Source organism: Paenibacillus sp. FSL R10-2748 (assembly GCF_038005565.1).
Taxonomy (GTDB): domain Bacteria; phylum Bacillota; class Bacilli; order Paenibacillales; family Paenibacillaceae; genus Paenibacillus; species Paenibacillus polymyxa_B.
Map to the genome: position 1 here is coordinate 474342 of NZ_JBBOTK010000001.1, position 23496 is coordinate 497837.

22 protein-coding genes, 1 pseudogene and 1 other annotated feature are annotated in these 23496 nt (G+C 45.6%); of the genes and pseudogenes, 7 read left to right on the forward strand and 16 right to left on the reverse strand.

Translation table 11 applies throughout. The features are described from left to right. Nucleotides 1–152: 152 nt before the first annotated feature. The 6 genes from NSS66_RS02150 to NSS66_RS02175 all read right to left on the reverse strand — a co-directional run bounded on the left by NSS66_RS02150 (nt 153) and on the right by NSS66_RS02175 (nt 6408). Nucleotides 153–497 (reverse strand): DUF3024 domain-containing protein, encoded by a 345-nt coding sequence (locus NSS66_RS02150; protein ID WP_023988075.1) that lies wholly within the window; start codon nt 495–497, stop codon nt 153–155. Between the two features lie 235 nt (nt 498–732). Further along, complete coding sequence (locus NSS66_RS02155) at nt 733–1704, reverse strand: glycoside hydrolase family 43 protein (protein ID WP_068940562.1); 972 nt, start codon at nt 1702–1704, stop codon at nt 733–735. Nucleotides 1705–1744: 40 nt separating this feature from the next. Further along, on the reverse strand, nt 1745–3130 hold the full coding sequence (locus tag NSS66_RS02160) for an arabinan endo-1,5-alpha-L-arabinosidase (RefSeq protein ID WP_023988073.1): 1386 nt from the start codon (nt 3128–3130) through the stop codon (nt 1745–1747). A gap of 80 nt (nt 3131–3210) precedes the next feature. Then, nucleotides 3211–4053, reverse strand: coding sequence for a carbohydrate ABC transporter permease (locus NSS66_RS02165; protein ID WP_023988072.1), 843 nt, complete (start codon nt 4051–4053; stop codon nt 3211–3213). Between the two features lie 27 nt (nt 4054–4080). Continuing rightward, nucleotides 4081–4971, reverse strand: coding sequence for a carbohydrate ABC transporter permease (locus NSS66_RS02170; protein ID WP_023988071.1), 891 nt, complete (start codon nt 4969–4971; stop codon nt 4081–4083). A 93-nt stretch (nt 4972–5064) separates the two neighbouring features. Continuing rightward, entirely contained in the window at nt 5065–6408 is a 1344-nt protein-coding gene (locus NSS66_RS02175) for an ABC transporter substrate-binding protein (RefSeq protein WP_023988070.1), read from the reverse strand. Between the two features lie 508 nt (nt 6409–6916). Between NSS66_RS02175 and NSS66_RS02180 the strand changes: the two genes are divergently transcribed. Continuing rightward, nucleotides 6917–7846 carry an ArsR/SmtB family transcription factor gene (locus NSS66_RS02180; protein ID WP_069080859.1) on the forward strand — a complete coding sequence of 310 codons (930 nt, stop codon included), beginning with the start codon at nt 6917–6919 and terminating at the stop codon, nt 7844–7846. Between the two features lie 58 nt (nt 7847–7904). Here NSS66_RS02180 and NSS66_RS02185 read toward each other — a convergent pair whose 3' ends face one another. Together NSS66_RS02185 and NSS66_RS02190 are read right to left on the reverse strand one after the other, a co-directional pair. Beyond that, complete coding sequence (locus NSS66_RS02185) at nt 7905–8615, reverse strand: DUF1361 domain-containing protein (RefSeq protein WP_075154044.1); 711 nt, start codon at nt 8613–8615, stop codon at nt 7905–7907. 95 nt (nt 8616–8710) lie between these two features. Beyond that, nucleotides 8711–9319 carry a DUF1349 domain-containing protein gene (locus NSS66_RS02190; RefSeq protein ID WP_340958381.1) on the reverse strand — a complete coding sequence of 203 codons (609 nt, stop codon included), beginning with the start codon at nt 9317–9319 and terminating at the stop codon, nt 8711–8713. A gap of 190 nt (nt 9320–9509) precedes the next feature. Next, nucleotides 9510–9748: a binding site (T-box leader), on the forward strand. Nucleotides 9749–9791: 43 nt separating this feature from the next. On the opposite strand from NSS66_RS02190, the gene NSS66_RS02195 reads away from it, so the two are divergent. After that, nucleotides 9792–10976 (forward strand): aminotransferase class I/II-fold pyridoxal phosphate-dependent enzyme, encoded by a 1185-nt coding sequence (locus tag NSS66_RS02195; protein ID WP_023988066.1) that lies wholly within the window; start codon nt 9792–9794, stop codon nt 10974–10976. A gap of 176 nt (nt 10977–11152) precedes the next feature. Here the strand turns inward: NSS66_RS02195 and NSS66_RS02200 are convergent, their stop codons facing one another. The 4 genes and pseudogenes from NSS66_RS02200 to NSS66_RS02215 all read right to left on the reverse strand — a co-directional run bounded on the left by NSS66_RS02200 (nt 11153) and on the right by NSS66_RS02215 (nt 12969). Then, nucleotides 11153–11713 (reverse strand): GrpB family protein, encoded by a 561-nt coding sequence (locus NSS66_RS02200; protein ID WP_023988065.1) that lies wholly within the window; start codon nt 11711–11713, stop codon nt 11153–11155. Nucleotides 11714–11755: 42 nt separating this feature from the next. Next, nucleotides 11756–11905, reverse strand: a pseudogene (locus tag NSS66_RS02205) (macro domain-containing protein); the annotation flags it as partial. 62 nt (nt 11906–11967) lie between these two features. Beyond that, nucleotides 11968–12360 carry a hypothetical protein gene (locus NSS66_RS02210; RefSeq protein WP_023988064.1) on the reverse strand — a complete coding sequence of 131 codons (393 nt, stop codon included), beginning with the start codon at nt 12358–12360 and terminating at the stop codon, nt 11968–11970. Nucleotides 12361–12381: 21 nt separating this feature from the next. Then, nucleotides 12382–12969, reverse strand: a complete 588-nt coding sequence (locus NSS66_RS02215) for a TetR/AcrR family transcriptional regulator (protein ID WP_023988063.1) — start codon at nt 12967–12969, stop codon at nt 12382–12384. 195 nt (nt 12970–13164) lie between these two features. Here NSS66_RS02215 and NSS66_RS02220 point away from each other — a divergent pair, with 195 nt between their 5' ends. Beyond that, nucleotides 13165–14400 (forward strand): MFS transporter, encoded by a 1236-nt coding sequence (locus NSS66_RS02220; protein WP_069080864.1) that lies wholly within the window; start codon nt 13165–13167, stop codon nt 14398–14400. A gap of 86 nt (nt 14401–14486) precedes the next feature. On the opposite strand, the gene NSS66_RS02225 is transcribed toward NSS66_RS02220, so the two are convergent. From NSS66_RS02225 to fabF, 4 genes are all read right to left on the reverse strand, one after another. Next, complete coding sequence (locus NSS66_RS02225) at nt 14487–15227, reverse strand: zinc ribbon domain-containing protein (RefSeq protein WP_023988061.1); 741 nt, start codon at nt 15225–15227, stop codon at nt 14487–14489. A 94-nt stretch (nt 15228–15321) separates the two neighbouring features. Then, nucleotides 15322–16278, reverse strand: a complete 957-nt coding sequence (locus NSS66_RS02230; RefSeq protein WP_023988060.1) for a helix-turn-helix transcriptional regulator — start codon at nt 16276–16278, stop codon at nt 15322–15324. Nucleotides 16279–16298: 20 nt separating this feature from the next. Then, entirely contained in the window at nt 16299–16805 is a 507-nt protein-coding gene (locus NSS66_RS02235; protein ID WP_023988059.1) for a GNAT family N-acetyltransferase, read from the reverse strand. Nucleotides 16806–16946: 141 nt separating this feature from the next. Further along, nucleotides 16947–18185 (reverse strand): beta-ketoacyl-ACP synthase II, encoded by a 1239-nt coding sequence (gene fabF / locus NSS66_RS02240; RefSeq protein ID WP_023988058.1) that lies wholly within the window; start codon nt 18183–18185, stop codon nt 16947–16949. A gap of 163 nt (nt 18186–18348) precedes the next feature. Here fabF and NSS66_RS02245 point away from each other — a divergent pair, with 163 nt between their 5' ends. The 4 genes from NSS66_RS02245 to NSS66_RS02260 all read left to right on the forward strand — a co-directional run bounded on the left by NSS66_RS02245 (nt 18349) and on the right by NSS66_RS02260 (nt 23405). Continuing rightward, a complete protein-coding gene (locus NSS66_RS02245) occupies nt 18349–19188 on the forward strand; it encodes a helix-turn-helix transcriptional regulator (RefSeq protein WP_023988057.1) in 840 nt (279 codons plus the stop codon). 135 nt (nt 19189–19323) lie between these two features. Continuing rightward, nucleotides 19324–21138 carry a DEAD/DEAH box helicase gene (locus NSS66_RS02250; protein WP_068940291.1) on the forward strand — a complete coding sequence of 605 codons (1815 nt, stop codon included), beginning with the start codon at nt 19324–19326 and terminating at the stop codon, nt 21136–21138. 1 nt (nt 21139) lies between these two features. Further along, entirely contained in the window at nt 21140–22090 is a 951-nt protein-coding gene (locus NSS66_RS02255) for a YqhG family protein (protein ID WP_340958383.1), read from the forward strand. Then, nucleotides 22035–23405, forward strand: a complete 1371-nt coding sequence (locus NSS66_RS02260) for a hypothetical protein (protein WP_340958384.1) — start codon at nt 22035–22037, stop codon at nt 23403–23405. Before NSS66_RS02255 ends, NSS66_RS02260 begins: the two co-directional genes overlap by 56 nt. Nucleotides 23406–23496 lie beyond the last annotated feature (91 nt).

Sequence of the window (23496 nt, forward strand, 5' to 3'; positions counted from 1 at the left end):
TGGAAACGTAAACTAGACAGTGCCACCCCAGACAAAACAAATGACCGTAACCTCCATATAAGGAGTTACGGTCAGTCTGTTTACTTCCATATATAGTTTAACGGGACGACTCCCACTACCTCCATCTTCCGAACTTATCATTCTGCACTTCGTTAACCTGTCCAAAAAATACCTGCTGGATCTATTTCTACCTGTTCGAGCTGTTCTTCAAAGCACGGATTAGGTGCAATCTCTTTTACGCGCTGCCAGCTTTCAGCCTCTTGCCGGGCATATACATGCCAATGATTTTCCTCCCAGCGAAATTGGACAATGTCCGTGCGATCCCACGACTCAGTTTCATTAGAAGGCCTTTCCTCCGTCAAGATCAAACAGTTATCCTTTATTTGATAAATGAGCCGCACGTCAGAACGCACGTAGCCTGGCACCTTTAGCGCAATATAGCCATTCAGCAGGTATTCAACCTTTTTAACGGTAAACGGATCAATCCGCTCGTTCACGAGATTTCCACCCCTTGATCAATTCGTAAATATTACGATTTAAATATAGCAGAAATCGAAGTTTTTGAAAAGAGTCCTCCTTGCCGTCCCAAAAGCAAAAAGATATCCTCCAGCCTGAAGGCTCAGAAGATATCTTATTACTCTTGTTATACGCAGTCGAATCATAATTCCCTATGATTTCTAGAAAGTTACAGTACCGCTGTGCAACACGTCAACCATCTATAATAGATTTCGCTTATTTATCAACAGAAACGCCATCTGGTGCTGGAATACCAAAATCAGGTGTTCCATCTTCCTTCCAGTTGAACGGCTGAACACGTGTATGACGATTCGGATCATACAGCGGATCACCTGTAATTTCCTTGTAGTTCCGGGCGTGATATACGATTACATCGCTACCGTCAGCAGCAACCGTAAAACTGTTATGACCTGGCCCGAATTGTCCTGTTTCCTCATTGGTGCAGAATACCGGCTCAGGTGATTTCGTCCATGATTTCGGATCAAGTAAATCCGCATTCTCATCTGCTGTCAACAGGCCCATGCAATAATTGTGGTCTGTGGCGCTAGCTGAATAACTGATAAAGATCCGCCCGTTCCGTTTCAGAACCGCTGCTCCTTCATTCACCTTAAAACCGATGATTTCCCAATCATATTCAGGAGTGGAGATCATGACCTGCTCACCGCGCAGCGTCCACGGATTGCTCATTTCAGAAATATACAGATTGGAATTACCGACGATGTCCGGGTCCTTCTGAGCCCACACATAATACAGAACTCCATTATGCTGGAAGGTTGTCGCATCAAGGGCGAACGTCTCCCAACGGGTTTTGATCTGTCCTTTTTCCACCCATTCCCCTTCCAGAGGATTAGCTGAATCATTTTCCAGCACGAACATCCGGTGGTCGAACAGGCCTTCCTTCGTCTCCGTTGTACGAGCTGCTGCAAAATAAATGTACCATTTGTCGTTAATATAATGAATTTCTGGTGCCCAAATGTTCGCACTTAACGGGCCCGTTTCATATTTGTGCCACACTGCGACAGGCTCTGCTGTACTCAAGCCTTGAATAGTACTTGCTCGTCGAACCTCAATGCGGTCATACTCTGGCACAGATCCGGTGAAATAATAGTATCCGTCACTATGCTTGTAAATCCAAGGGTCTGCCCGTTGCTCAATGACCGGATTATTAAAGGGTACAGATTGATTCATGGTTTTTCTCTCCTCTATGTGTAGTATGTAGTTCATACAATTAATCGCTGATACGTTTTCCCCAGATGGAAATTCCCTTTTCATTCATACCTGTGAAAATTAGAGTATGGCGACCGAGCTCCCAGTCCCATGAAGGAAGCAATAACAGTTCTTCCTTTGTTCCTTCGGATGTATTGCTCCAATCCATTGTTAGAGTACGCTTACCATCAAAGCTCCAGTGACCTTCAAGAGAACCACTGGTTGCCCGCCCTCCATCTTCAAGACGGAGCGGTTCAGCTTCCACCTGACCATCTACTTCCTGCCTTATCACGATGCGCTCCCAGTTGCCGGATAATAGCCTTTTGGGTATATCCTGCTCCTTTTCCCCCGCATAGCGCTCCGGAGAGACGACCGGCCAGCCCTCTGCCGTCCATAATATTTTGCGTACATGCAGGTACGGCCAGCTCTTGTCCGTTTCTCCCCGCGCATGATGTACAATATAATAATCCGCACCGTCCTTCAGGACAGAATTGTGACCTGGCGCAACCCAGCCTTCTCCTTCGCTGAACCGATAACCGCCCAATACCTTGTTTCCAATCTCGTATTGAGGCAAATAGCTGGTATCTGCCATGTCATGTCCATTCATGTCCACATAAGGCCCTGTGATAGAATCTGAGCGAGCAACGCGAACATTGTAGTCCTCGAACAAAGAATCATACGAGACGAACAAGTAGTATTTACGGAACATTGGATTGTACACAATGTAAGGCCCTTCTACAGCACCGTCCTCAGTTGCCCGATCTCTGGCAGCGATATTTTTGCCATAGCCGGACTCTTTAAGCTTTCCAGTCAGGGGATCAAGCGGCGTAATGTAAATACCGCCGAAAAAAGAGCCGTATACCATCCATGGATTTCCCTCTGCATCCAGCACCGGATTGGCATCAATCGCATTCAGCTTGTCATGCTCTCTCGTTTTAACGACCAGCCCCTCATCCTTCCAAGGGCCTTCCGGGGAGCTGGATGTCTGCAATCCGATCGCAGACCGTGTGCTTCCAAAGGTAGAAGCGGAGTAATACATCCGATAGGTATCACCCATCTTGATGATGTCCGGTGCCCACAGATTGGTTGCTGATGACCACGCCTCCGCTTCCTTTGGAATGCCGGGGAGTGCATACTGAACCCAGTTCCAGTGAATCAGATCAGTCGATTTGCGTACCATAACACCAGGTCTCAATTCTCCACCTGTCTTTACATCCGTTGAGTAGACATAATAGCCTTGATCTGTTTTGATAATCGCCGGGTCATGTGCATTGTTAATGGTCCAGCGCTGTTCATCGTTAATCGTACTTTGATCATACAAGTGATCGGGAGGCGGAGCCTGCGGATACACAGGGTCCGGAGTGTTATCCCCACAGCCGGATAGACCCAGCATGAGCAGCATAACCATAACTGTTATTCTCCTCCTTCCTTTACCCATTACATATTGTGACTGCCTTACATCATTCATCCATACCCTCCAAGTGTCAATTAGCCTTTGACACCCGAAATGGCAACCGATTCAATAATTTGTTTCTGGAAGATCAAGAATATAATCAGTACAGGTAACAAGGCTATAATTGATGCTGCCATGATAAGCGGATAGTCCGTCTGAATGGCGTAAGTCGCATTAAAATTCGCGATAACCAGCTGCAGTGTCTGCGTTTCTGGTGAGTTCAAGTAAATAATCGGTGCCAAATAATCGTTCCAAATCCCCATGAACCATAAAATAAGCTGTGCTGCAACTGCTGGCTTAATGAGCGGGAACGTAATCGACGAATAGAGTCGGAAATAAGAACTTCCGTCAATTTTAGCAGCTTCGATAATGGCATCTGGTACACTAAGCAAGTACTGCCGCAGGAAAAAGATCATAACTACATTTCCGAACAAACCTGGAACAATCAGAGGCAGCAGTGTGTCCACCCAGCCCAGTTTGGAAAACATCATAAACTGTGGAATCATAACCGTTGGGTATGGAATCATCATAGATGCGATGAGTGCCAGAAACAGTTTATTTTTATGAGGGAATCTCAGCTTTGCAAATGCAAAAGCGGCTACACTGGATGTAAAGGTACCTATAACGGTAACACTTACAGCCACAATCACACTGTTCTTGATCCCGCTTAACAAAGGTCCTGCTTCCCAAATTTCCTTATACTTGCCAAACTGGAACACCTCTGGTATCCATACTGGCGGAAGAGCAAAGACATCCTGCTTTTCTTTCACCGAAGTGGACAGCATCCAAAGCAGCGGCGCGATCATCACAATCGCTCCAATCGCTAGTACAATAAAGATAATGGTATTGGTAACTTTCGTTTTTTGACTATGGGACATAATCAGACTCACTCCTTTCCGCGAAAATCAATCCCCATCAAAGGACGATTTTTCATTCATTTTGAATTGAATCAAAGTTACGATAAAAATGAAGATGCCGAGAATCATAGCCATCGCGGAGGCATATCCCATTTGCAGGTTTTTAAATGCCTTATCCCAAATATAAAAGACGATTGAGGCGGACGAGTATTCCGGACCCCCTGTAGGTGTCATAATGTTCATTTCAGTAAAGATTTGCGAACCACCAATGATATTAGTTACGACCAGGAAGAAGGTTACGGGTTTCACCATTGGCCATGTAATATTGCGGAACATCTGGAATCCGCTAGCTCCATCTAGCTCTGCTGCTTCATAATAAGAGCGAGACACGCTTTGCAGGGCTGCCAAATATAGCAGCATCGTATAGCCGAGACCCTTCCAGACGGTCATGAGAATCAAGGCCGGTTTGACCGTATCCTTATCCATCAGCCAGTTAGGACCCTTAATACCGAATATTTCGAGGAATTGGTTCACCAAACCATAGTCTCCGTTGTATGCCCAGTTCCACATAATAGAAACGGCAGCCAACGAAGAAATAACCGGGATATAGTATATCACACGAAATGTTGTCGTACCTGGAATCTTGCGATTCAAACCTAGTGCCAGCAGTAAAGCTAGTACAAGACCGATTGGAATACCCAGCATTAAGAAAAGAGTATTGTACATCGATTTATAAAAGAGCTCATCGCTAAATAAATCTTTAAAATTGTCGAAACCAATAAAATTCATTTGTCCCAATCCGTCCCAGTCTGTAAAAGAGCCGTATAACGAATAGACAAACGGGAATAACGTAAAGATTAGCAGACCGAGAATAGGTGGAAGAATAAATAAGTATCCATATATCTTCTCTTTGCGGTAGAGATTAGATTTGGTTATCACAGGGCTCACCTCTGTTTCTAATTTGGAATGAAGATGATGTTAGCAGCATGATATTTAGCCACTAACATCATCCTTTTTTCCTCTATTTACGCATTATTTCTGTGATTTTTTCTCTTGCTCCACCGCTTTATCCAGCAGTTTCTGCATTTTCGGTTGTTCTTGCTTCAGATAATCTGCCGCCGTAATTTTGCCGTCCAGTACAGGCTGAATATCCGTGAAGAAAATATCATACCATTCTGCATTATACGTATAGTTGCCTGGTAATGAGCGTCCATAGTCATTTACGATATCAATAAATTCCTGTTTATTGTTAGGCTTGGTTTTCGTATCTTTGGACCATTCATCAGCCATGTCCAGCAGATTCGGAATTTGTACCTTGGCATCTACCAGCTGCTTCATTCCTTCTTTGGAAGTGGTCAGGTAATTAACCAGTTCTACAGCTTCATCTGGATATTTTGTTTTAGAGGAAACACCGATACCCAGGGAACCAATCCATGTTGCCGATTTTCCAGTCGATCCGGCTGGGAACGGCAGCAAATCATATTCGAATGGCAGTTTTTCAAATGTACTCATATCCCAAGGACCTACCGGGAAGAATGCCATTTCGCCCTTCATCCAACGTTGGTATGTGTCCAATGTTTGCGATTGTTCAATACCAGGTGTGATTTTATATTTGTTTTGCATGTCAGCAAAGTACTGAAGCGCTTCCGCAAATTTCGGATCATCAACCGTTACTTTGGTTTTGCTCTCATCCAGCCAATCCGCCCCATTGCTCCATACAAAGGCTTGTAATGCCCACTGAACGTTAAAGCCTGTACCGTACTGATCTGGCTTGCCGTCACCATTCGTATCTTTGGTTAACTCTTGGTTGACCTTGATGAACTCATCCCATGTATACGGTTTGTCTTTATCAGGCAAAGGCACGCCCGCTTTTTCGAACATCGTTTTGTTGTAGCCAAGTGCGAATGGACCCAAGTCCTTCGGCATACCGTAAATATCTCCTTGACCGGCCATTTTACCGTCATAGCGATATAAATCCACACCGTATTTCCAAATGTTATCTAGGTTTATATCCTTATTCTTCTCAATGTAAGGGGTGAGGTTCTTCAGTACCCCACTGTTTACATAAGCTTTCACATCTCCAGGGTTAAAATAAAAAACATCTGGAAGATTATTTCCTGTGATCGCAGCTCTAAGCTTTGTAGCATATTGGTCCGCTGCTGTCACGACCATTTTAACCTTTACGCCAGGATGTTCCGCTTCAAATTTCTTAATTACTTCCTTATAAGCCTTTTGCTCATCTGTTCCACCACGGAACATGAATGTCAGTTCCTTGCTTCCATCACTACTGGAACTTCCCCCGCCACAACCAGTCAATGCAGCCATCATTAACAACAGAACAACCATTGCTATTGCAAAACCTTTTTTCTTTATCAACGCGACCCCTCCTAAATTTAAATGAAACCGCATACATTTGGTGTTAAAATAACTTCATACCACTCGGCCTAATCTTTAACTGTGCGGTACACAACCCGTTGTTGATTGCCGCTGTGATTATCATCCCTCTCATGTACCATATAATTAACATTTTACTTTATCAATAATGAATTCGTTTACAAACAAAATATAGCATGCGCTTCCTCAGTTCGTCAATGTATTTTTCAATCTTTTTAAATAATTATAAAACATAGATTAGAGTAACATGAAAAGCAAAATTAAATCGTATTTAAGTTAATTTTCATCTAAAAAACCAGTAATAAAACTTAAAAACGATTTATTTATGAAATAATCTCTAATTTGGAGCCTAATCACTCCCCTCTTTATTTAGTAAAAAAAATTTACAAAAAAGCAGTTTACTTCTTTTTGATTTTATTTTAACATAAATCAAAGTAAAAAATATAAGCGCTTACATCACAATTTTTATAGATAAGGATGGTCTATAGCTATGATTTATATTAAGAACTTAATGTCAGGGTTAGATATTTTTAAAGCACTGGGTTCCGAAATCCGCATTCAAATTCTCGAGCTACTTGCTTATCAGGGCCAAAGTATGAATGACATTGCAAACAAACTTAATTTGAGCAACGGTACCATTACAATGCATATTCGAAAGTTGGAAGAATGCGGCCTTGTGGAGATCAATACCGTTAGCGGCAAGCACGGTACCCGAAAAATGTGTTATTTGAACAAGGATAAGCTGATGGTAGATTTGCGCAGCAGAGAACAAAAAAATGTGTATGAGGTTGAGATTCGCGTAGGTCATTATAGTAACTACCAAGCGTCCCCCACTTGTGGATTGGTGACCCGAGACAGCATAATCGGCGATTTTGATGATCCACGCTATTTTGCAGATCCCGGGCGGCTGGAGTCGGAAATGATCTGGATGGCCGAAGGTTTTTTGGAATACCGCATCCCCAACTATCTGAAAGCGAATCAATCCTTTAAGGAAATTCAATTCTCCGCAGAACTGGGCTCAGAAGCACCCTGCTATTGTGAGGAATATCCCTCTGACATTTGTTTTCATATTAACGGTATCCCTATTGGGCACTGGACCAGCGCCGGAGATTTTGGAGAAGTGCCGGGGGTTCTGAATCCAGATTGGTGGCCACCGCATTTGAATCAATATGGTATGCTCAAATTAATTCGCATCAATCAGCATGGCAGCTTCATTGACGGGTGCCGCATATCCGAAGTCACAATAGACGATATTAACCTTAACTATAAAAGCGACATTACACTCCGTTTATCCGTAACCGATCAATCGGAAAACAAAGGTGGGCTCACTATTTTTGGCAAAAGATTCGGGAATTTCAGTCAGGATCTGCTTGTACGCGTACTTTACGATGTGCACGGGGAGGACAACACTAACTCCTGACACTCTACATGTAAAAAAATAGGCCGAAGCCTGTATTCATTGAATACATGTCCTCGGCCTAAACATCCTGATTCTCACTTAAAGAGATATAGATCAATAAATAAAAAATGACTGCTATCCCAAACACCAGCCAGCAAAAGGACAGCAAATGAAGCCTTGGTCCTGCATGTACTCCCCATCTCCAAATATCCGCAAGGAGCACCAGTGGCTGCAATAATACATCCCAGCTATTCCAGCGAGCAAATCTGCCAATATATACGCCTATGCTGGCCAGCCACAACAACACAAAAACTACAGCCCATGCGAGTCCACCTGAACAAATCCTCCTCAGCATATGGTGGATCACCAATACACAAAGGGATGTAAGAAAAAGGCCCAGCCCTGCTGCTGAAAAAGACGTAAATAAGATAAACCAAAATTGTGTGTTCAACCAAAAACGTGTATCAGGATTCACATCGTAAAAACGAAACGCATGAAGTAACTCAGTCACCAAATAAAGAGCATTCGGCAGAAAAAACAACCATACAATTGAAGAGAAAAATAAAAGAATACTTCTCACTTTTGTACTTCGCAGTCTGGATAAAGCCATCATTCCCAGAGTGATAAAGACCGGAACCCAGGCCAGGAATATATCCCAGTACAGAAATTGATACATCCTTGTTCCGCTTGTGGACTGTAAATACATAATGAGTCCGAAACAGCCCAACGTAGCTACAAGCAGCACTCCCAACAAACTGAGCAGCTTGTAGCCCTTCTTTCTTAACAGCAAGTTTCCATCTACCTCCTGCCTGAGTATGCGTATATACGTCTTTTTAAGTCCTATTTTATAGCGCTTTCATACTTAGAGAGAAAGCCTTTGTCTATTTACTCCACGTTTCGTATGTCCTCGGGTACATGGTTTGTTATCGTCAAGGCATCAAAGGTAACAGCACAGCCCTCCCCCACCGGGGATTGAGCAACAACTCCAACTTTTAGCTGGTTAGGAACATTCATACCAAAATATCTCGCCAGCTTCCAATGCTGACCGTCTGATGAATAATGGAATGCAAAGCAATTTCCAGCTCGTGCCACTCGTAAATATGGATTGGACACGTCCATCACCCCAGAGATACAATCATCGGATGTATCCCGAGTGACCACACTAAGAATAGATGGAGTGCTTTCAAAATATTCAAAACACAGCTTAGCCCAGTGGGTATCATCCGCCATCATCATCAAGCATCCTGAATCATAAGGCTGCTTCATATCAACACGGACCCTCGTCCATATTGTAAAATCACCTTGAAGCGTTGTATGCAAAAAGGGTGCGGACGATTTAGTCACTGCGCCAGACGGATCCCTAAAGAAATCTGCCTGTGAAGGTGCAGAAATTTGCAAAGACTTGGAATCATCGAATCCCCATTTAGCCGGCTCATTGATCCAGCTCCAATCCGCCGGCAAAACTTTACCGCTAAAGCGTTCAAATACGTTCATATGGATACCATTCCTCTCTGGCAATATAGTCATATAACACATTGAAATCTGGGGCACAATCCCCTTGATACCACTATATACGTTATTTTCCAGTCGTCAATGATGATGATGTGTCTTTAAAGTTTATTAAAAAAAAGACTTGCCATCCTGAAATGTTGTGCTTATAATTACACCTAACTTGATACGGTAACAAATTTCAATGACGAGAACGAGTAAGCTATACAGCGGATTTGCAGAGAGTTGGAGCAGGTGAAAGCCAACATTCCGAGGGTAGCCGAACGCCATCTCTGAGAAGCGGGCTGAACCTGAAGTAAGCTCTGCCGCCTTTCCAGCGTTAACCGGAACACGTATTGATGGATACGTGAACAGAGTGTCATTTCCTATGGAATGAAACTAGGGTGGTAACACGGGTATAAACTCGTCCCTTTTACAGGGGCGGGTTTTTTTGTTTTTTAAAAAGGAGGAAATCATCATGACAAATGTATCGACAGCAGTATCAATAACCGATTTTTTGACTCCAGCTGTACGGGAAATGCCACCTTCAGGCATCCGTAAGTTTTTCGAATATAGTACAGGCAGAAAAGATATTGTATCGCTTGGTGTCGGTGAACCTGACTTTGTAACCCCTCAACATGTCAGAAAGGCCTGTATCACAGCACTGGAAAATGGTAAAACATCATACACACCGAATGCTGGTCTTCCCGAGCTTCGTGAGGAGATTGCCGGATATCTGGAGAGCAGCTTCAGCACATCCTACAACCCGACAGATGAAATCATGGTTACCATTGGCAGCAGTGAAGCACTGGATTTGGCACTACGCGCCCTGATCACCGCACACGATGAAATACTCATTCCGGCTCCATGTTATATTTCGTATTCACCCATCACGTTTCTGAACGGAGGACATACCGTAACGGTTGAAACCTCTGCGGATCAGCAGTTCAAGCTGACAGCTGAGGCACTCCAAGCCAAGCTGACTCCACGATCCAAAGTGCTTATTCTCTGTTATCCGAATAATCCGACGGGTGGGGTGATGACCTATGAGGATTGGCTACCGATTGCCCGCCTGGTTGAGGAGCATAATCTTGTCGTCATATCAGACGAAATTTATGCTGAACTGACCTATGGACAGAAGCATGTAAGCTTCGCTGCTCTGCCGGGAATGAAAGAGCGCACCCTGCTCATCAGCGGCTTTTCCAAAGCATTTGCGATGACAGGCTGGAGGGTCGGCTACGTGTGCGGCCCAAGAGAGTTGATTTCAGCTATGCTGAAGATTCATCAATATACCGCCATGTGCGCTCCTATTATCGGGCAAATTGCCGCAATTGAATCCCTGCGTAACGGGCTGGAGGAAAAAGATCGTATGATGGAATCCTACAATCTGCGTAGAAAATGGTTCGTTGAAGGCCTATGTCAGACAGGACTGCCATGTCACGAACCAAACGGTGCCTTCTATGCTTTTCCCTCCATTATGCACACAGGGTTAAGCTCAGAGCAGTTTGCCAAGCGGTTGCTGGAAGAAGAAGGAGTCATTACTGTACCCGGTTCCGCATTTGGCCCAGGCGGCGAGGGCTTTATCCGCTGCTCGTATGCATCATCACGAGAACAGTTGGAAATGGCTTTGGAACGCATCAGCGTATTCTTGAAACGTCTATAAATACGATTTTTCCTATCATGAAATGAACATGAGTACTGGATGAAAGTTACTTTAGCAGCTTCTGAATAAGCTTTTTCTGGTGTGCTGGCAAGCCTTCCGGCCATTCCCCTACACGGCAATCACAAATGTCGGAGATTTCGGCGCTTGGTCGGAAAGTATCCAGGAGTCCGGTCGTCCTAATCTTTAGGATGTCCGGTATTCAGAACATTTTGCACAAAATCAGTCTTGGCCTCCGTGTATGCTTCACGATCATGCTGATTTTCCATCGCCAGCCGTCTTTTTAATACATCATATTGCTGAATCAGCTCAGGCTGTTCACGAAGTCGATTCCGAAACAATAGCTGCTGATCCCAATGCTCATCAGATTTCAGCATGAGATGCAGATGTCCCTTTCTTTGATCCTGTTCCACTTTAACCAAAAATCTTCTCCATTCCCGACCGTCCAATTCAGGTGGAACATAGTTCCAGCCTGCTGGTTGTAAAGCAGATACGACCTGTTCCAGTTGATCCCAAGATTCTAATTTTGCCATAATATCAATAATGGGCTTAGCGGAAAGATTGGGAATTGCCGTGCTTCCTATATGTTCGATTTCCGTCACCTTAAACGGCAGTAATAACTCCCGCAACTGGTGAATGACCTTTAAGCCCTGCTCTGACCAGGCAGGATCAGCATTCACTATTTTTACAGGCTCCGTAGCCCACACCGGCCAATGTTCCTGGTTTTGCTCCTCATGCATTCATGATCCCCCCTAATTTCCACGCATGTATTCTCTCATTCAGCTGATGTTCGGAAAGGCAATGCTTCGTGCATTCAGTTCTAAAGCTAATTGGAGTGCATTATGGTAGCATTTCGCCAATAGCTCCTCTTCCCGATGGTCGCCACCATTCCACACAGGACCGACAGTATGAATAACATATTCAGCATACAGTCACGTTTAATAGTTCAATTTGGGTATCCATTGATCCTGCTCCTCTTCTAAAAATCAACCGTTTATATAGTCATCTTATAGTCTCCACAGGCAATTTCTACTATATCGTCATAGGTTTTCAGCATAAGGTGCTTTAGATTTTTCCCCCGTGCACTTGCTATTGTAGCCAATAACGGCGTATCTGTAAGCTCATCAAAGCTGCTGCCCTGCGTATATTCCCGATCAGACAGGTGCAAAGCAACGTCCAGTTCAATCATGTTGAAGTAGTAGACTTCTGTGAATATCAGTTCGTAGGGCACAAAACCATCTGTTGCTTCCGCTGCCAGCCCCCCATTAATCTCTCCCTTCAAAACTAGCTCCTTCTTCGAATAATTCATATGCACATGGTCCAAATAGATCGCATCTCGTCCATACAATGCTCCAATCGGGGTTTGAACGGCCTTTATCTGTGGCATCCCTGCTTCTTCCCTTCATCTCTATTTCCCATCCAGTAATATAAGTAAAGTCGCAACCGCCTGATCTACAAAAGAGCGCGCTGGACGTGATTTCATCATCACGGTAATCCCGATTAACAAAGAGACCATCGTATGGGCCAGAGCTCGTGCGTCCATGCTAGCCTCCAGCTCTCCTGATCGTATACCGCGCTCAAGGGTTTCCTGAAAGACGGCAGAAAGATACATCTGATGTTCTCTGGTTAAAATTTCAAATCTTTCATCATGAGGGGCTAATTCTACCATCGTATTGATACAAAAGCATCCCCTATTAGGCCCATCCTCGTACTCTTCTGCCACGATTCCTCCAAAAAAATTGTAAAACGCTTCTTTTACAGAAGAATTGCTTTGTAGTCTAGAGCGTACATAAGCAGCGTGGGATTGCGTATATTTGCGCAGCGCGGCTTCGAATAATTGCTTCTTGTCTCCAAAAGCAGCGTAAATGCTAGGGCGCTGAATTCCCATTTTGGAGGTTAAATCGCTTAAAGATGTAGCCTCGAATCCTTTTTCCCAAAAAATTTGCATCGCTGCATTCAACGCTTGATCTTCATCAAATTCCCGTGGTCGAACCATAAGCAGCTCCTTCTTTTCATATCGTTCAGTATATTAAGATTGTATGATCAGGAAAAGAAACTGTCAAATATGTACATGATAAACTCTTGACATTTTATATTTGCACGAGTTATATTGACCTAAATTCATTACATACCAATCGGTATATTATACTCAACGGTATGTAAATTACAGAAAGCGACGTGGTATGTGAAAATGAAGACGTCAGAAGAAAAAGCGGTACTCCTCCCTCATCAAACGGTAGCAAATGCTGCCGAAACAGCTCCCATTCCCTCCTTGTCCCGATCTGTGGCACTCTTGTTTGCCATAGCCTGCGGGCTGGCTGTCGCTAACATTTACTATGCACAGCCATTGCTGGATGCGCTGGCAAACGAATTTGGCATTACGCACTCATCGGTAGGCATGGTCATTACCATTACGCAAATTTGTTATGCGTTGGGATTGTTGCTGCTCGTCCCGCTTGGCGATCTTTTGAATCGACGGCGACTGATTACAGGGCAAATGCTGCTATCCGTGCTGGCACTAATCGTGGTTAGCTTTGCTCCTACCCGTACAATACTGCTTATGGGAATGGCAATGATTGGACTGCTGGCTGTAGTCACTCAAACACTCGTGGCTTTCGCCTCTACCTTGGCTAATCCGACTGAACGTGGGCGTATCGTAGGTCTGGTGACCAGTGGAGTCGTTATCGGCATTCTGCTGGCACGAACCGTGGCCGGTGTATTAACTGATCTGGCAGGCTGGCGTTCAGTTTACCTTGTTTCTGCTATACTTACGCTGTTTATGGCTGTAGCTCTGTTGCGGGTGTTGCCAAAGAACGAACCCACAAGTGTGACACTTTCCTATCCGCAACTGCTCCGCTCGGTTATCGTACTGTTCGTGCAAGAACGAATTCTGCGTATTCGTGCTGTCCTTGCGCTGCTCATTTTTACGGCGTTCAGCATATTGTGGACTTCGCTTGTGTTACCTCTCAGTGCCCCACCTCTATCTCTTTCACATACAGCCATCGGAGCCTTTGGCCTGGCTGGAGTCGCCGGGGCATTAGCAGCAGCACGAGCAGGGCGTCTTGCCGATCAGGGCTTGGGACAACGGACGACGGGTATCGCACTAGTTGTATTGCTGCTATCCTGGTTACCTATCCGCTACACCGAGCATTCTCTGTTCGCTTTAGTTCTTGGCGTAATACTTTTGGATTTGGCCGTACAGGCTGTACATGTCACCAACCAAAGCCTGATTTTCAATGTTCGCCCTGAGGCACGGAGCCGACTTACTGCAGGCTACATGATATTTTATTCCATCGGTAGCGCCACCGGGGCCATTGCTTCCACTCATATGTACATCTATGCCGGATGGAACGGGGTGTGTCTATTAGGAGCTGGTGTCAGTGCTCTGGCTCTCATCTTTTGGGCTGTAACTCGACGTTCAACTTGATGGGGAGACTGCTATTGATTGAATCAGAAAAAACCGCTTGGTCCACAATAATGGCCAGGCGGTTCTCTTCTGTCACGACAAAATCATCACTTGATTGCAATATAAATCAAAACAGGTTCATCTGGACTGCCATACACTTCAAAATCACCTGTGTATGTCCGCTCCCCTTGTCCCATGGCAGCCCACTCCCAAATCGTCTGCCATACACGGAAGACAGAAGAAGGTTCCTGAGTTGCCTGAAAAATAGCATAGCGTGCAGCCGGAATGACAAGTTCTTCAAGGTCATCAGGAGTCTGGAAATCAACAGCCACTTCCTTCCCGATAAAAAATGTATACTCGCCCAAAGCTCCATTTTCATAGTCAGTATAGCAACCATAGACAGAAGCATGTCCTGCTTTTTCCTTTATCCGACCAGGCACGTCCTCACTCCAAAAACGTTCCCACATGCTTGGAATGATCCCGTGAGATGTTTGTTCATTCTGATTACTTGTACGTGCTTTCAACCCAATCAAACGGATCTCACCTCGATATTCTTCCCGAATGGGTCCATCCAGTGTAAGCCCCGTATCCTCTGAGGACCGCCATCGTTTCAAAAACGGCAGGTAATTACGCAGCATCGAAGTCGCTTCTTCTTCCTGCATCCCCTTCTCTACCAGGAAAGGCACAGACTGCTGAATCATTCCCTCCATAGTCAATTCAGGCTGTACAAATTCGCCTTCCTTGTAACAATACTTGCAATACTCATCCGTTTTATGATGTTGTGCATCCGTTCCATATTGGTCCTCATGCTCCAACGGCATCCCGCAACTTTGACAAGCTTTATCCATCCTCGTAAATCCCCTTTCGCTAACTGATATCAGGTATGCCACCAGTATAACGAAACAAACCTGACAACTATGGGTCAGGTTTGTTTTACTTAATCTAAGATGATTCCCGAACTTCTTCATAATTAGACGCAATACTCAGCGCCATCTTATGAATCTTGTCTCGCAAATGGGCTGGTTCCTTGACAACCACATCCGGTCCCAGGCTTAAAATAAATCCGTACGCCCATGCATCCTCGGGAAACGGGACCGAAACCGTGTAGATCCCTTCCTCCTGCTCGGTCAATGCTTCTACGCCAAACCAGTCCTCCGCCAAATGCCTTGAATTACGGTTAAATTGTAGCGTAAATGGTTGTACGGCTCTGGATGCCTCCATCCGTCCCTCATTCCACGGCAGCACTTCATAAGAAAGGTCCCTGCGAGCAAAAACTGTCTCTGTAACCACAGGGTCACTCATGCGGGAGAGTTTGAATAGACGAAACTGCTCCCTATCGGGACAATACGCATATACAAACCATTGTTGTCCTTTCAGAACGAGCGTATGCGGTTCAACATTCCGTTCCGTTATGGCTCCTTCCGCATTTCGATAGGTAAAAGCGACAGTACGCGCTTGGCTCATTGCTTCTTTCACCTTTTTCAATTTGCCTTCCTGTGCAGCTTGATTTCCCCATCCCGAATGATCGACGATAAACTGTGTGGTACGGACACTAAATCGCTCTTTCCCGGACTCCGGTATAATACTTTCAAATTTATGAAGTAACCGCGACACATTGGGGCTGCCCAACGTCGAGGACAAACTCTGCAGCCCCATCACAATGTCCTTGACATCGTTATCCGTCAGCATACTGCGATCCAAACGGTATCCTTCCATCAGACCGATTCCCCCATTGGCTCCCTGATAAGTCACCACCGGAATACCTGCCATACTAATCGCTTCAATATCTCTATAGATCGTCCGGATCGAAACCTCATATAAATCAGCCAGTTCCTTCGCTTGTACTCTATTTTTCTTTAGCAGCAAAATGACGATAGAAAGCAATCGGTCAATTTTCATTTTTTCAAAACCTTTCACCCTTAGTAAAAATAAGCCATGAGTTCCTCATTATATTCCTGTCCGTGATATTCTAAAGCATTCTTTTCTATACCATAGGTTTCAAATCCCAACTTCCTATACAGCTTAACAGCAGCTTGATTGGTAGTTACCACACTCAGGTTAATTTGCTTCAAACCTTCCAATTTTCTACCTTGGCTGATGACTTCCAATAAAAGTTTTTTAGCGATCCCCTGACCTCGGTAGGTCGATGGTACATAAACTCCCCAAATCGTTCCTTTATGCTGCGTTTTTATTTTTTGTTCTCTTCTAAACCCAGTCATACCAGCTAGCTGATGATCCTTTGTAAATGCACCAAGTATGTAATGATCTCGTTTATTTTGTATCTGCTTCACCACATCAGATAATGGAACTCTCGCAGCTTCCTCATAGGAGGTTCCAAAAGCTTCAGGGTTCATTTGCAGGGCTTCCAGTCTCAAATTCCAATACGCTTCAGCGTCTGCTGATTGTATGTTCCTGATTAAAATCATGGTTTCACGTCCCTCCAAATGTTTTCCTTCATCTTACTCTATCTTTTATCTAAAATGAATCTGTTATTCTTCGATTAAAATAACCTCAGGTGCTCTATCCAGCCGGATAGAATGCCTGAGGTTTCAATAACTCCTTACAAATTATGACTCGTAGCGCTTCAGCACAATAACCGCATTATGACCACCGAAGCCGAAAGAATTAGATAGCCCAATATTTAGTGGAACCTTGCGCGCTTCGTGAGGCACATAATCCAGATCGCAAGCAGGGTCTGGATTATCCAGATGCATGGTTGGCGGAATGATACCTTCTCGCAGGCTTTGCACAAGTGCAATCGCTTCAACACCGCCCGCAGCCCCCAGCATATGACCCAGCATGGACTTATTCGCAGTAACCGGAATCTGATAGGCATAATCACCAAAAAGCTTGTGGATTGCAAGGGTCTCAGCGACATCCCCGACAGACGTACTCGTCGCGTGGGCGCTAATCACGTCCACTTCCTCAGGGGAGATGTGAGCCGAACGAAGGGCCGCTTTCATCGCCAAGTAAGCTCCGGTTCCTTCGGGATGCGGTGCAACCATGTGATAAGCATCCGAACTGGCTCCATAACCGATGACCTCACCATAGATTTCCGCACCACGTCGGATAGCGTGTTCCAGTGACTCCAGTACCAGAATACCTGCACCTTCGCTCATGACAAAGCCGTCCCGATTCTGATCAAAAGGTCGACTTGCTATAGAAGGCTCCTCGTTACGTGTGGACAAGGCAGTCGCATTAGCGAAACTCGCCAAGGCTAATCTAGTCACCGCCGCTTCAGCCCCACCGGCAAAAATGACATCCGCATCTCCTGTACGAATCGTCCGAAACGCCTCTCCAATTGCTGTATTCCCAATAGAGCAAGCCGTCACGGGTGAAAGCGTAGGTCCCATCGCTCCAAACGCGATACTAATTTGAGCAGCAGCCATATTTGAGATCATCATGGGCACCAGCGTCGGGCTAACTCTGCCCGGTCCACGATGTAGCAGAACATCTACATTGTCCACCAACGTATCCAAACCGCCGACTCCCGATCCCACATAAACACCGACACGCTCCAAATCGGTATGATCCAGTTCCAGACCGGAATCCTTGAGCGCTTGTTCTGCCGCATATAATGCAAACTGAGTAAACCGATCCATTCGTCTAGCATCTTTACGTCCCCATTGCTTTTCTGCATCAAAATCCTGTACCAGTCCAGCAATTTGTGCTTTCAAATCGGACACATCGAATGTATCAATTTTACGTATACCTGAATTGCCTTCCAGCAAATTCTTCCACAACGTGTCCACTTCATTACCCAGTGGGGAAACGACACCCATACCTGTTATCACTACTCTTTGCATAAGCTATTCATTCCTCCTGCTCGGTGACTTACTTATAATCCTCATTTTACCCTCGTCTTATCCTATTACAAGTGTTTGTTTATCCTGGTATAATGAACACTACTATAGTAAATGCCTTATTTGCTCACTTCGGATATACCCATTGAATGGAGAGAAAATACCTATGAAAACGGAAGCACGTCTGGAAGCACTATCTGTTTTTCTAAAAACGAAAAGAGCCCGCCTACACCCACATATGGTCGGTCTCCCCCAAGGATCACGTCGCAGAACACCAGGCTTGCGCAGAGAAGAAGTCGCTCAGCTGGCAGGTGTCAGTACGACCTGGTATACCTGGCTGGAGCAAGGACGAGATATTAAGGTGTCCGCCTCTGTGTTGGATGCTATTGCTGCCGCATTGCAGTTGAACACAGACGAGCGCAAATATTTGTATGATTTGGCGATCGAAGCCGGGTCTCACAGCCTTCCTGCTCCTGCAGAGCAAGCCGTCATTTCCCCCTCTCTGCAAAAGATCGTACAAGAGCTGCACTACTGCCCTGCTATTATTTCAGATCGGCGCTGTCATATTGTCGGCTGGAACGCCGCTGCTGCTCATGTTTTTATGGATTTTGCCGAGCTACCACATGAGCAACGCAATATGATTGAACTGCTATTCACCAAAAAGGAGTTTAAAAGTCTAGCCGTGAACTGGGAACACTTTGTAAAGGGGTTCCTTGCTATTTTCCGCGCTTATTACGGGCAATACGTGACAGACCCCTGGTATGCACAATTTATACAAAATATGAGCCAGGCCTACCCAGAGTTTAACGAGCTTTGGAATCAGAGTGAAGTAAGCTCCGCACCGGAGGTGCTCATTGAATTTCGTCATGCCAAGGCTGGCAAAATGCTATTTGACCTGACTTCTCTTCAGGTACAAGGCAGTGTTGATCTCCGTTGTAGCATTTACACCCCCAATGCGCAAACCTCTACGGAAAGTAAACTCCAAAAGTTAATGGAAGGCAGCTAAAGGATTTCATCCCTCCTGTTATGAAGATATCTTTTTCCGTCCATACTACATCTACGATCTGTGCTAAATAGATGCCACATATGTGACAGAACCAAGAGCTTCAACTGTGCTACTACCAGGAGGGAGGGAATCATCATGAAAGCCAAATCGACAAGTTCCCCGCATATACACAATCAAGCGCCACTGCCTGTTCCGGTGCAATTTGATCGAAGCTGGCAGGATGAGCTGGACCAACGCCTACGCAAAGGTGGCCCTTGGGGAGATTGGAATCTGTATCAGCTGGCCATTGAGGCTGAAAAAGCCAAGCTGGTGCCGAGCTTCGATGAGCTTCAATGTCTACAGCATTTGCAAGACCTCACTCCACTACCCCATCAGCTGGATACCGCTCGGAAGGTACTGTTTCAAATGTCCGGACGTGCCATTCTTGCCGACGAAGTCGGCCTAGGCAAAACGATCGAAGCTGGAATGATCCTAAAAGAATATCTGGTTCGCGGGCTGGCTTCCAAAGTGCTTATTCTTGTACCCGCATCCCTGGTCCTACAATGGGTGCGTGAGCTGAACAGCAAATTCGGTATTCCCGCTGTCGCCCAGAAGAAAGCGTATTCTTGGTCTTCCGAGGTCGTCGTGGCCTCTATGGATACCGCCAAGCGGGAGCCCCATAGTAACATCCTGCTAGATACCGATTATGACCTGCTCATTATAGACGAGGCTCATAAGCTGAAAAATAAAAAGACATCCAACTACCAGTTCATTATGAAGCTGCGTAAAAAATATTGTTTGCTCCTGACAGCAACACCTGTACAAAACGATCTGTCTGAGCTGTTTAACCTGATTACACTGCTCAAGCCCGGTCAATTGGGAAGACATGGCGATTTTTCAGCCAACTTTGTTGTAGATAAACGTCTGCCTAAAAATGAAGATCAGCTCAAGGATGAGCTGTCTAAAGTCATGATCCGCAATCGTCGCGGAGAAGGCCCGGTTCAATTCACCAAACGAAATGTTTCCAACATTCACTTGGAACTTTCGCCGGAAGAGCAAGCGCTGTACGATGGGGTGACCTCTTTTGTCAAAGAGCAATACCAGGCGAATGGCGGAAATTTAAGTAGCATGCTGTCTCTCGTCACCCTTCAACGGGAAGTGTGCAGCAGCCGGGACGCTGTGTTCGTGACTCTGGTCAATTTGTCTAAAAAGATGGCTCCAGACTCTCCTCTACGCGATCGTGTCTGGGATTTGGTTGCACACATTAAAGCGATCAAGGCCAATTCCAAAGCAGAAAAAGCGCTTGAGCTTATCCGTCAGATGAACGAAAAAGTGATCATTTTTACAGAATACCGAGCCACACAGGAGTATTTGCTGAACTATTTCCGTGACCGTGGCCTATCTGCTGTTCCTTACCGAGGCGGCATGAACCGTGGACGCAAGGATTGGATGATGGATCTGTTCCGTGGGCGCATTCAGGTCATGATTGCCACCGAAGCGGGTGGTGAAGGCATTAACCTGCAATTTTGTCACCATATGATTAACTTCGATTTACCGTGGAATCCCATGCGCGTGGAGCAGCGGATCGGACGGGTACATCGACTTGGACAGACGCATGATGTTAATATTTTTAACTTGTCCACAACTGGAACGATTGAGGAGCATATCCTGCATCTGCTGCATGAAAAGATAAATATGTTTGAGATGGTCATTGGCGGATTGGACGTTATTCTGGAGAAGTTTGAGAAGAAAGAATCCATTGAAAAAAGTTTGTATAAAATTATGCTTGAATCCAGTAGCGATGATGAAATTCGCAAAAAAATGCAAAATCTGGGTCACTCGCTGGATTCCATCAAACAGGAAATGGAACAACTGCGCACAGACCAGCCAAACACCGAGAATTTATTAGGCTTAGCAGGCAATACGGTTCCTCCAGGCAAAGCTCGACGCAGTGTGAAGGGAGGTCGCTAGTTTGACCATGAATGCACAGCAAGTCCAGCGCTTTGTCCACACCTATCTGGAAGCTACCGGATGTAGTGTCATCGAGAGGTCGCCCCACCATGTAACTGTCAAGCTTTCTCCAGAAGCGGATAAAGCCCTAACAAACCGCCCCTACTATTGGGGATACGTAGAGCGTACTGGCGTTCCAGCGCAGACGATGTCCTTCACTTTCATCTTTGATGGGGAAGCCTATCGCACAGAACAGGAACGTTTAGCCGATCATACGCCACCAACTCCAGCATCAGGCAACGCAGCACAGGATCAGGTCATGGGGCGTTACTTCGGTCATGTACCAACGTTACAACAATTGGGACCTGGACGTATTTTGCAGGAGGAGCTTCGATATGGAAGCCGTCGGCTGCATCAAATTTTTGAAGCCGCACGGGATGGAGGGAAATATGTTTATTTGTTTGAGCAGCCTGATGCCCGTCAGCTGTCTGCCCGCTCTCCCGTAGTCTATGAAGCTTGGCTCAGCATTTGCTATAAGATTGAATTCGCCTGCGATTTGAAGCGTGAGGAACTTCAGTGGCTAGGTATTTCGCTCAAAAGCGGCACCATTGTAACCGATTTTGGCGCCATGCTCGAAACCCGGCAGCTCAGCCCGCTGCTGGCGGGCAATATGCATGTACAGCCTGCCAAGCTATCTGTCCCTGAAGCTTCCACCTCGCTTGAAAGCTACATCACTGAACAACTCCGTCAGCAAGATTATGGTTGGGCTGAGCAGGCGAAGGAACGATTGCGCGAGGAATTGGAGGTTATTGACCACTACTACGATGATCTAATCAAAGAGCAGAAAGAGGAAGAGGATAAAAAAGAAGCCATTTCAGAGCAGCATCAAGCCCGCCGTAAAGAAATGGTATGGCAATATGAGCCAAAGGTACTCGTATCCGCCATTAACTGCGGGATATTTCATCTGCGGTAACCGATATCTCTCGCTCCTTCGCAGAAAAGTTGCAGAGGTATCGTCAGCTTGTAACATCTTGCTTCAGCCTACATCAGTTTCCGCTGCTGTAACCACAAGTTTGGTTAAACATGTCTCCTATGTATCGACAGCAAAAAACGAACCTGGATACGACATTTATGCCGACAAGGTGCAGCAGTCTTTTTATCGGACAGGCTGTATGCTGGATAAAAAAGAATGCCTCCGTCGGGCAATCAAGCCGACAGAAAGGTGGATTACATTGAATAAGAGTCATTCCGGGCACTATAGCATAGGTATGATCGCAGCTGTTCTGATCGGCCTGTCCGCAGTCTGTCCGTTCACTTCCATTCATGCGGCTCCCTCAGCCGCACAAGGCAACAATTTAAACTCGGTGTCTCTCTACAACGAAAGCTCGTGGGTTCCTCCATTGAATTCCACGAGTCCTATTACCCCTTCCCCGGGTGACGTTTCAGCAAGTTTTCCTACTGAGGAGCAAGGCGTGCCCGCAGACGTAAAACAGACTGCGGACAACACGGTACAATCCCTATCATCGCAGCCCCCTTTTGCCTCGTGGAAAGATGCTGAGCTTAGCTATCATCCGCTCGGACCTGGAACCCATAGTTGGCTTGTTCAAGTAAACCGTGCGGGAGAATACATCGGCTACCTGATTATCGGCTCAGACTCCAATGGCGCATATCAACTCAACGAATACGGGAATGGTCCGGGCGGGCCTTATAGTATGGCTGTACTTCGTCAATCCCTGGTGTCGCTCACAGATACTGATCTTTCATCTATCGACAAGCTGCAAATCACACCTATGTATGAGGAACCGCTACTAGCCTACTGGCTGGTGCGTTCCTCTACAGGCAGCGAAATATGTATTGATGCTGTGACTGGCGATCCGTTACCTGTAGAAGTGGCAGATGGGAGTTGGAAACATAAGCTCCAGAACAACGCATTCTCTTCATCTGTACCCTTTTTGAAAACAAAGGCGCAAGCGGTTACGGTCTCGTCTGCTCCTTTTGATCCCTATGACGATCTGGGTTGGCTTCAACCCAAGCAAAAACTTTCTGTCCGTAACACAGCCCAATTTATGGATACACTGAGTATTTCACCGCGTATTATATTTTCTGCCACAGGTATCAATTTTGCCTTTGGAGGTCCCTTATCCATCAGTGGGTATCAGTCCTGGATATCCCCAGACCATCCGTCCCAACCCAATTTATATGCGTTAACCTACCATCATGGACTGTCCCGATTTGTACCCTTAAAACAGTTATTGTCAGCTGGTGAATTTTATCGTTTGGACTCTTAGTTATTAAGAAACACGCAAAATGATTCGGAATGATCCCTACAACACAAAAAGAGACCTCAAATGGCATCCCCTATGCCTCTTGTGGTCTCTT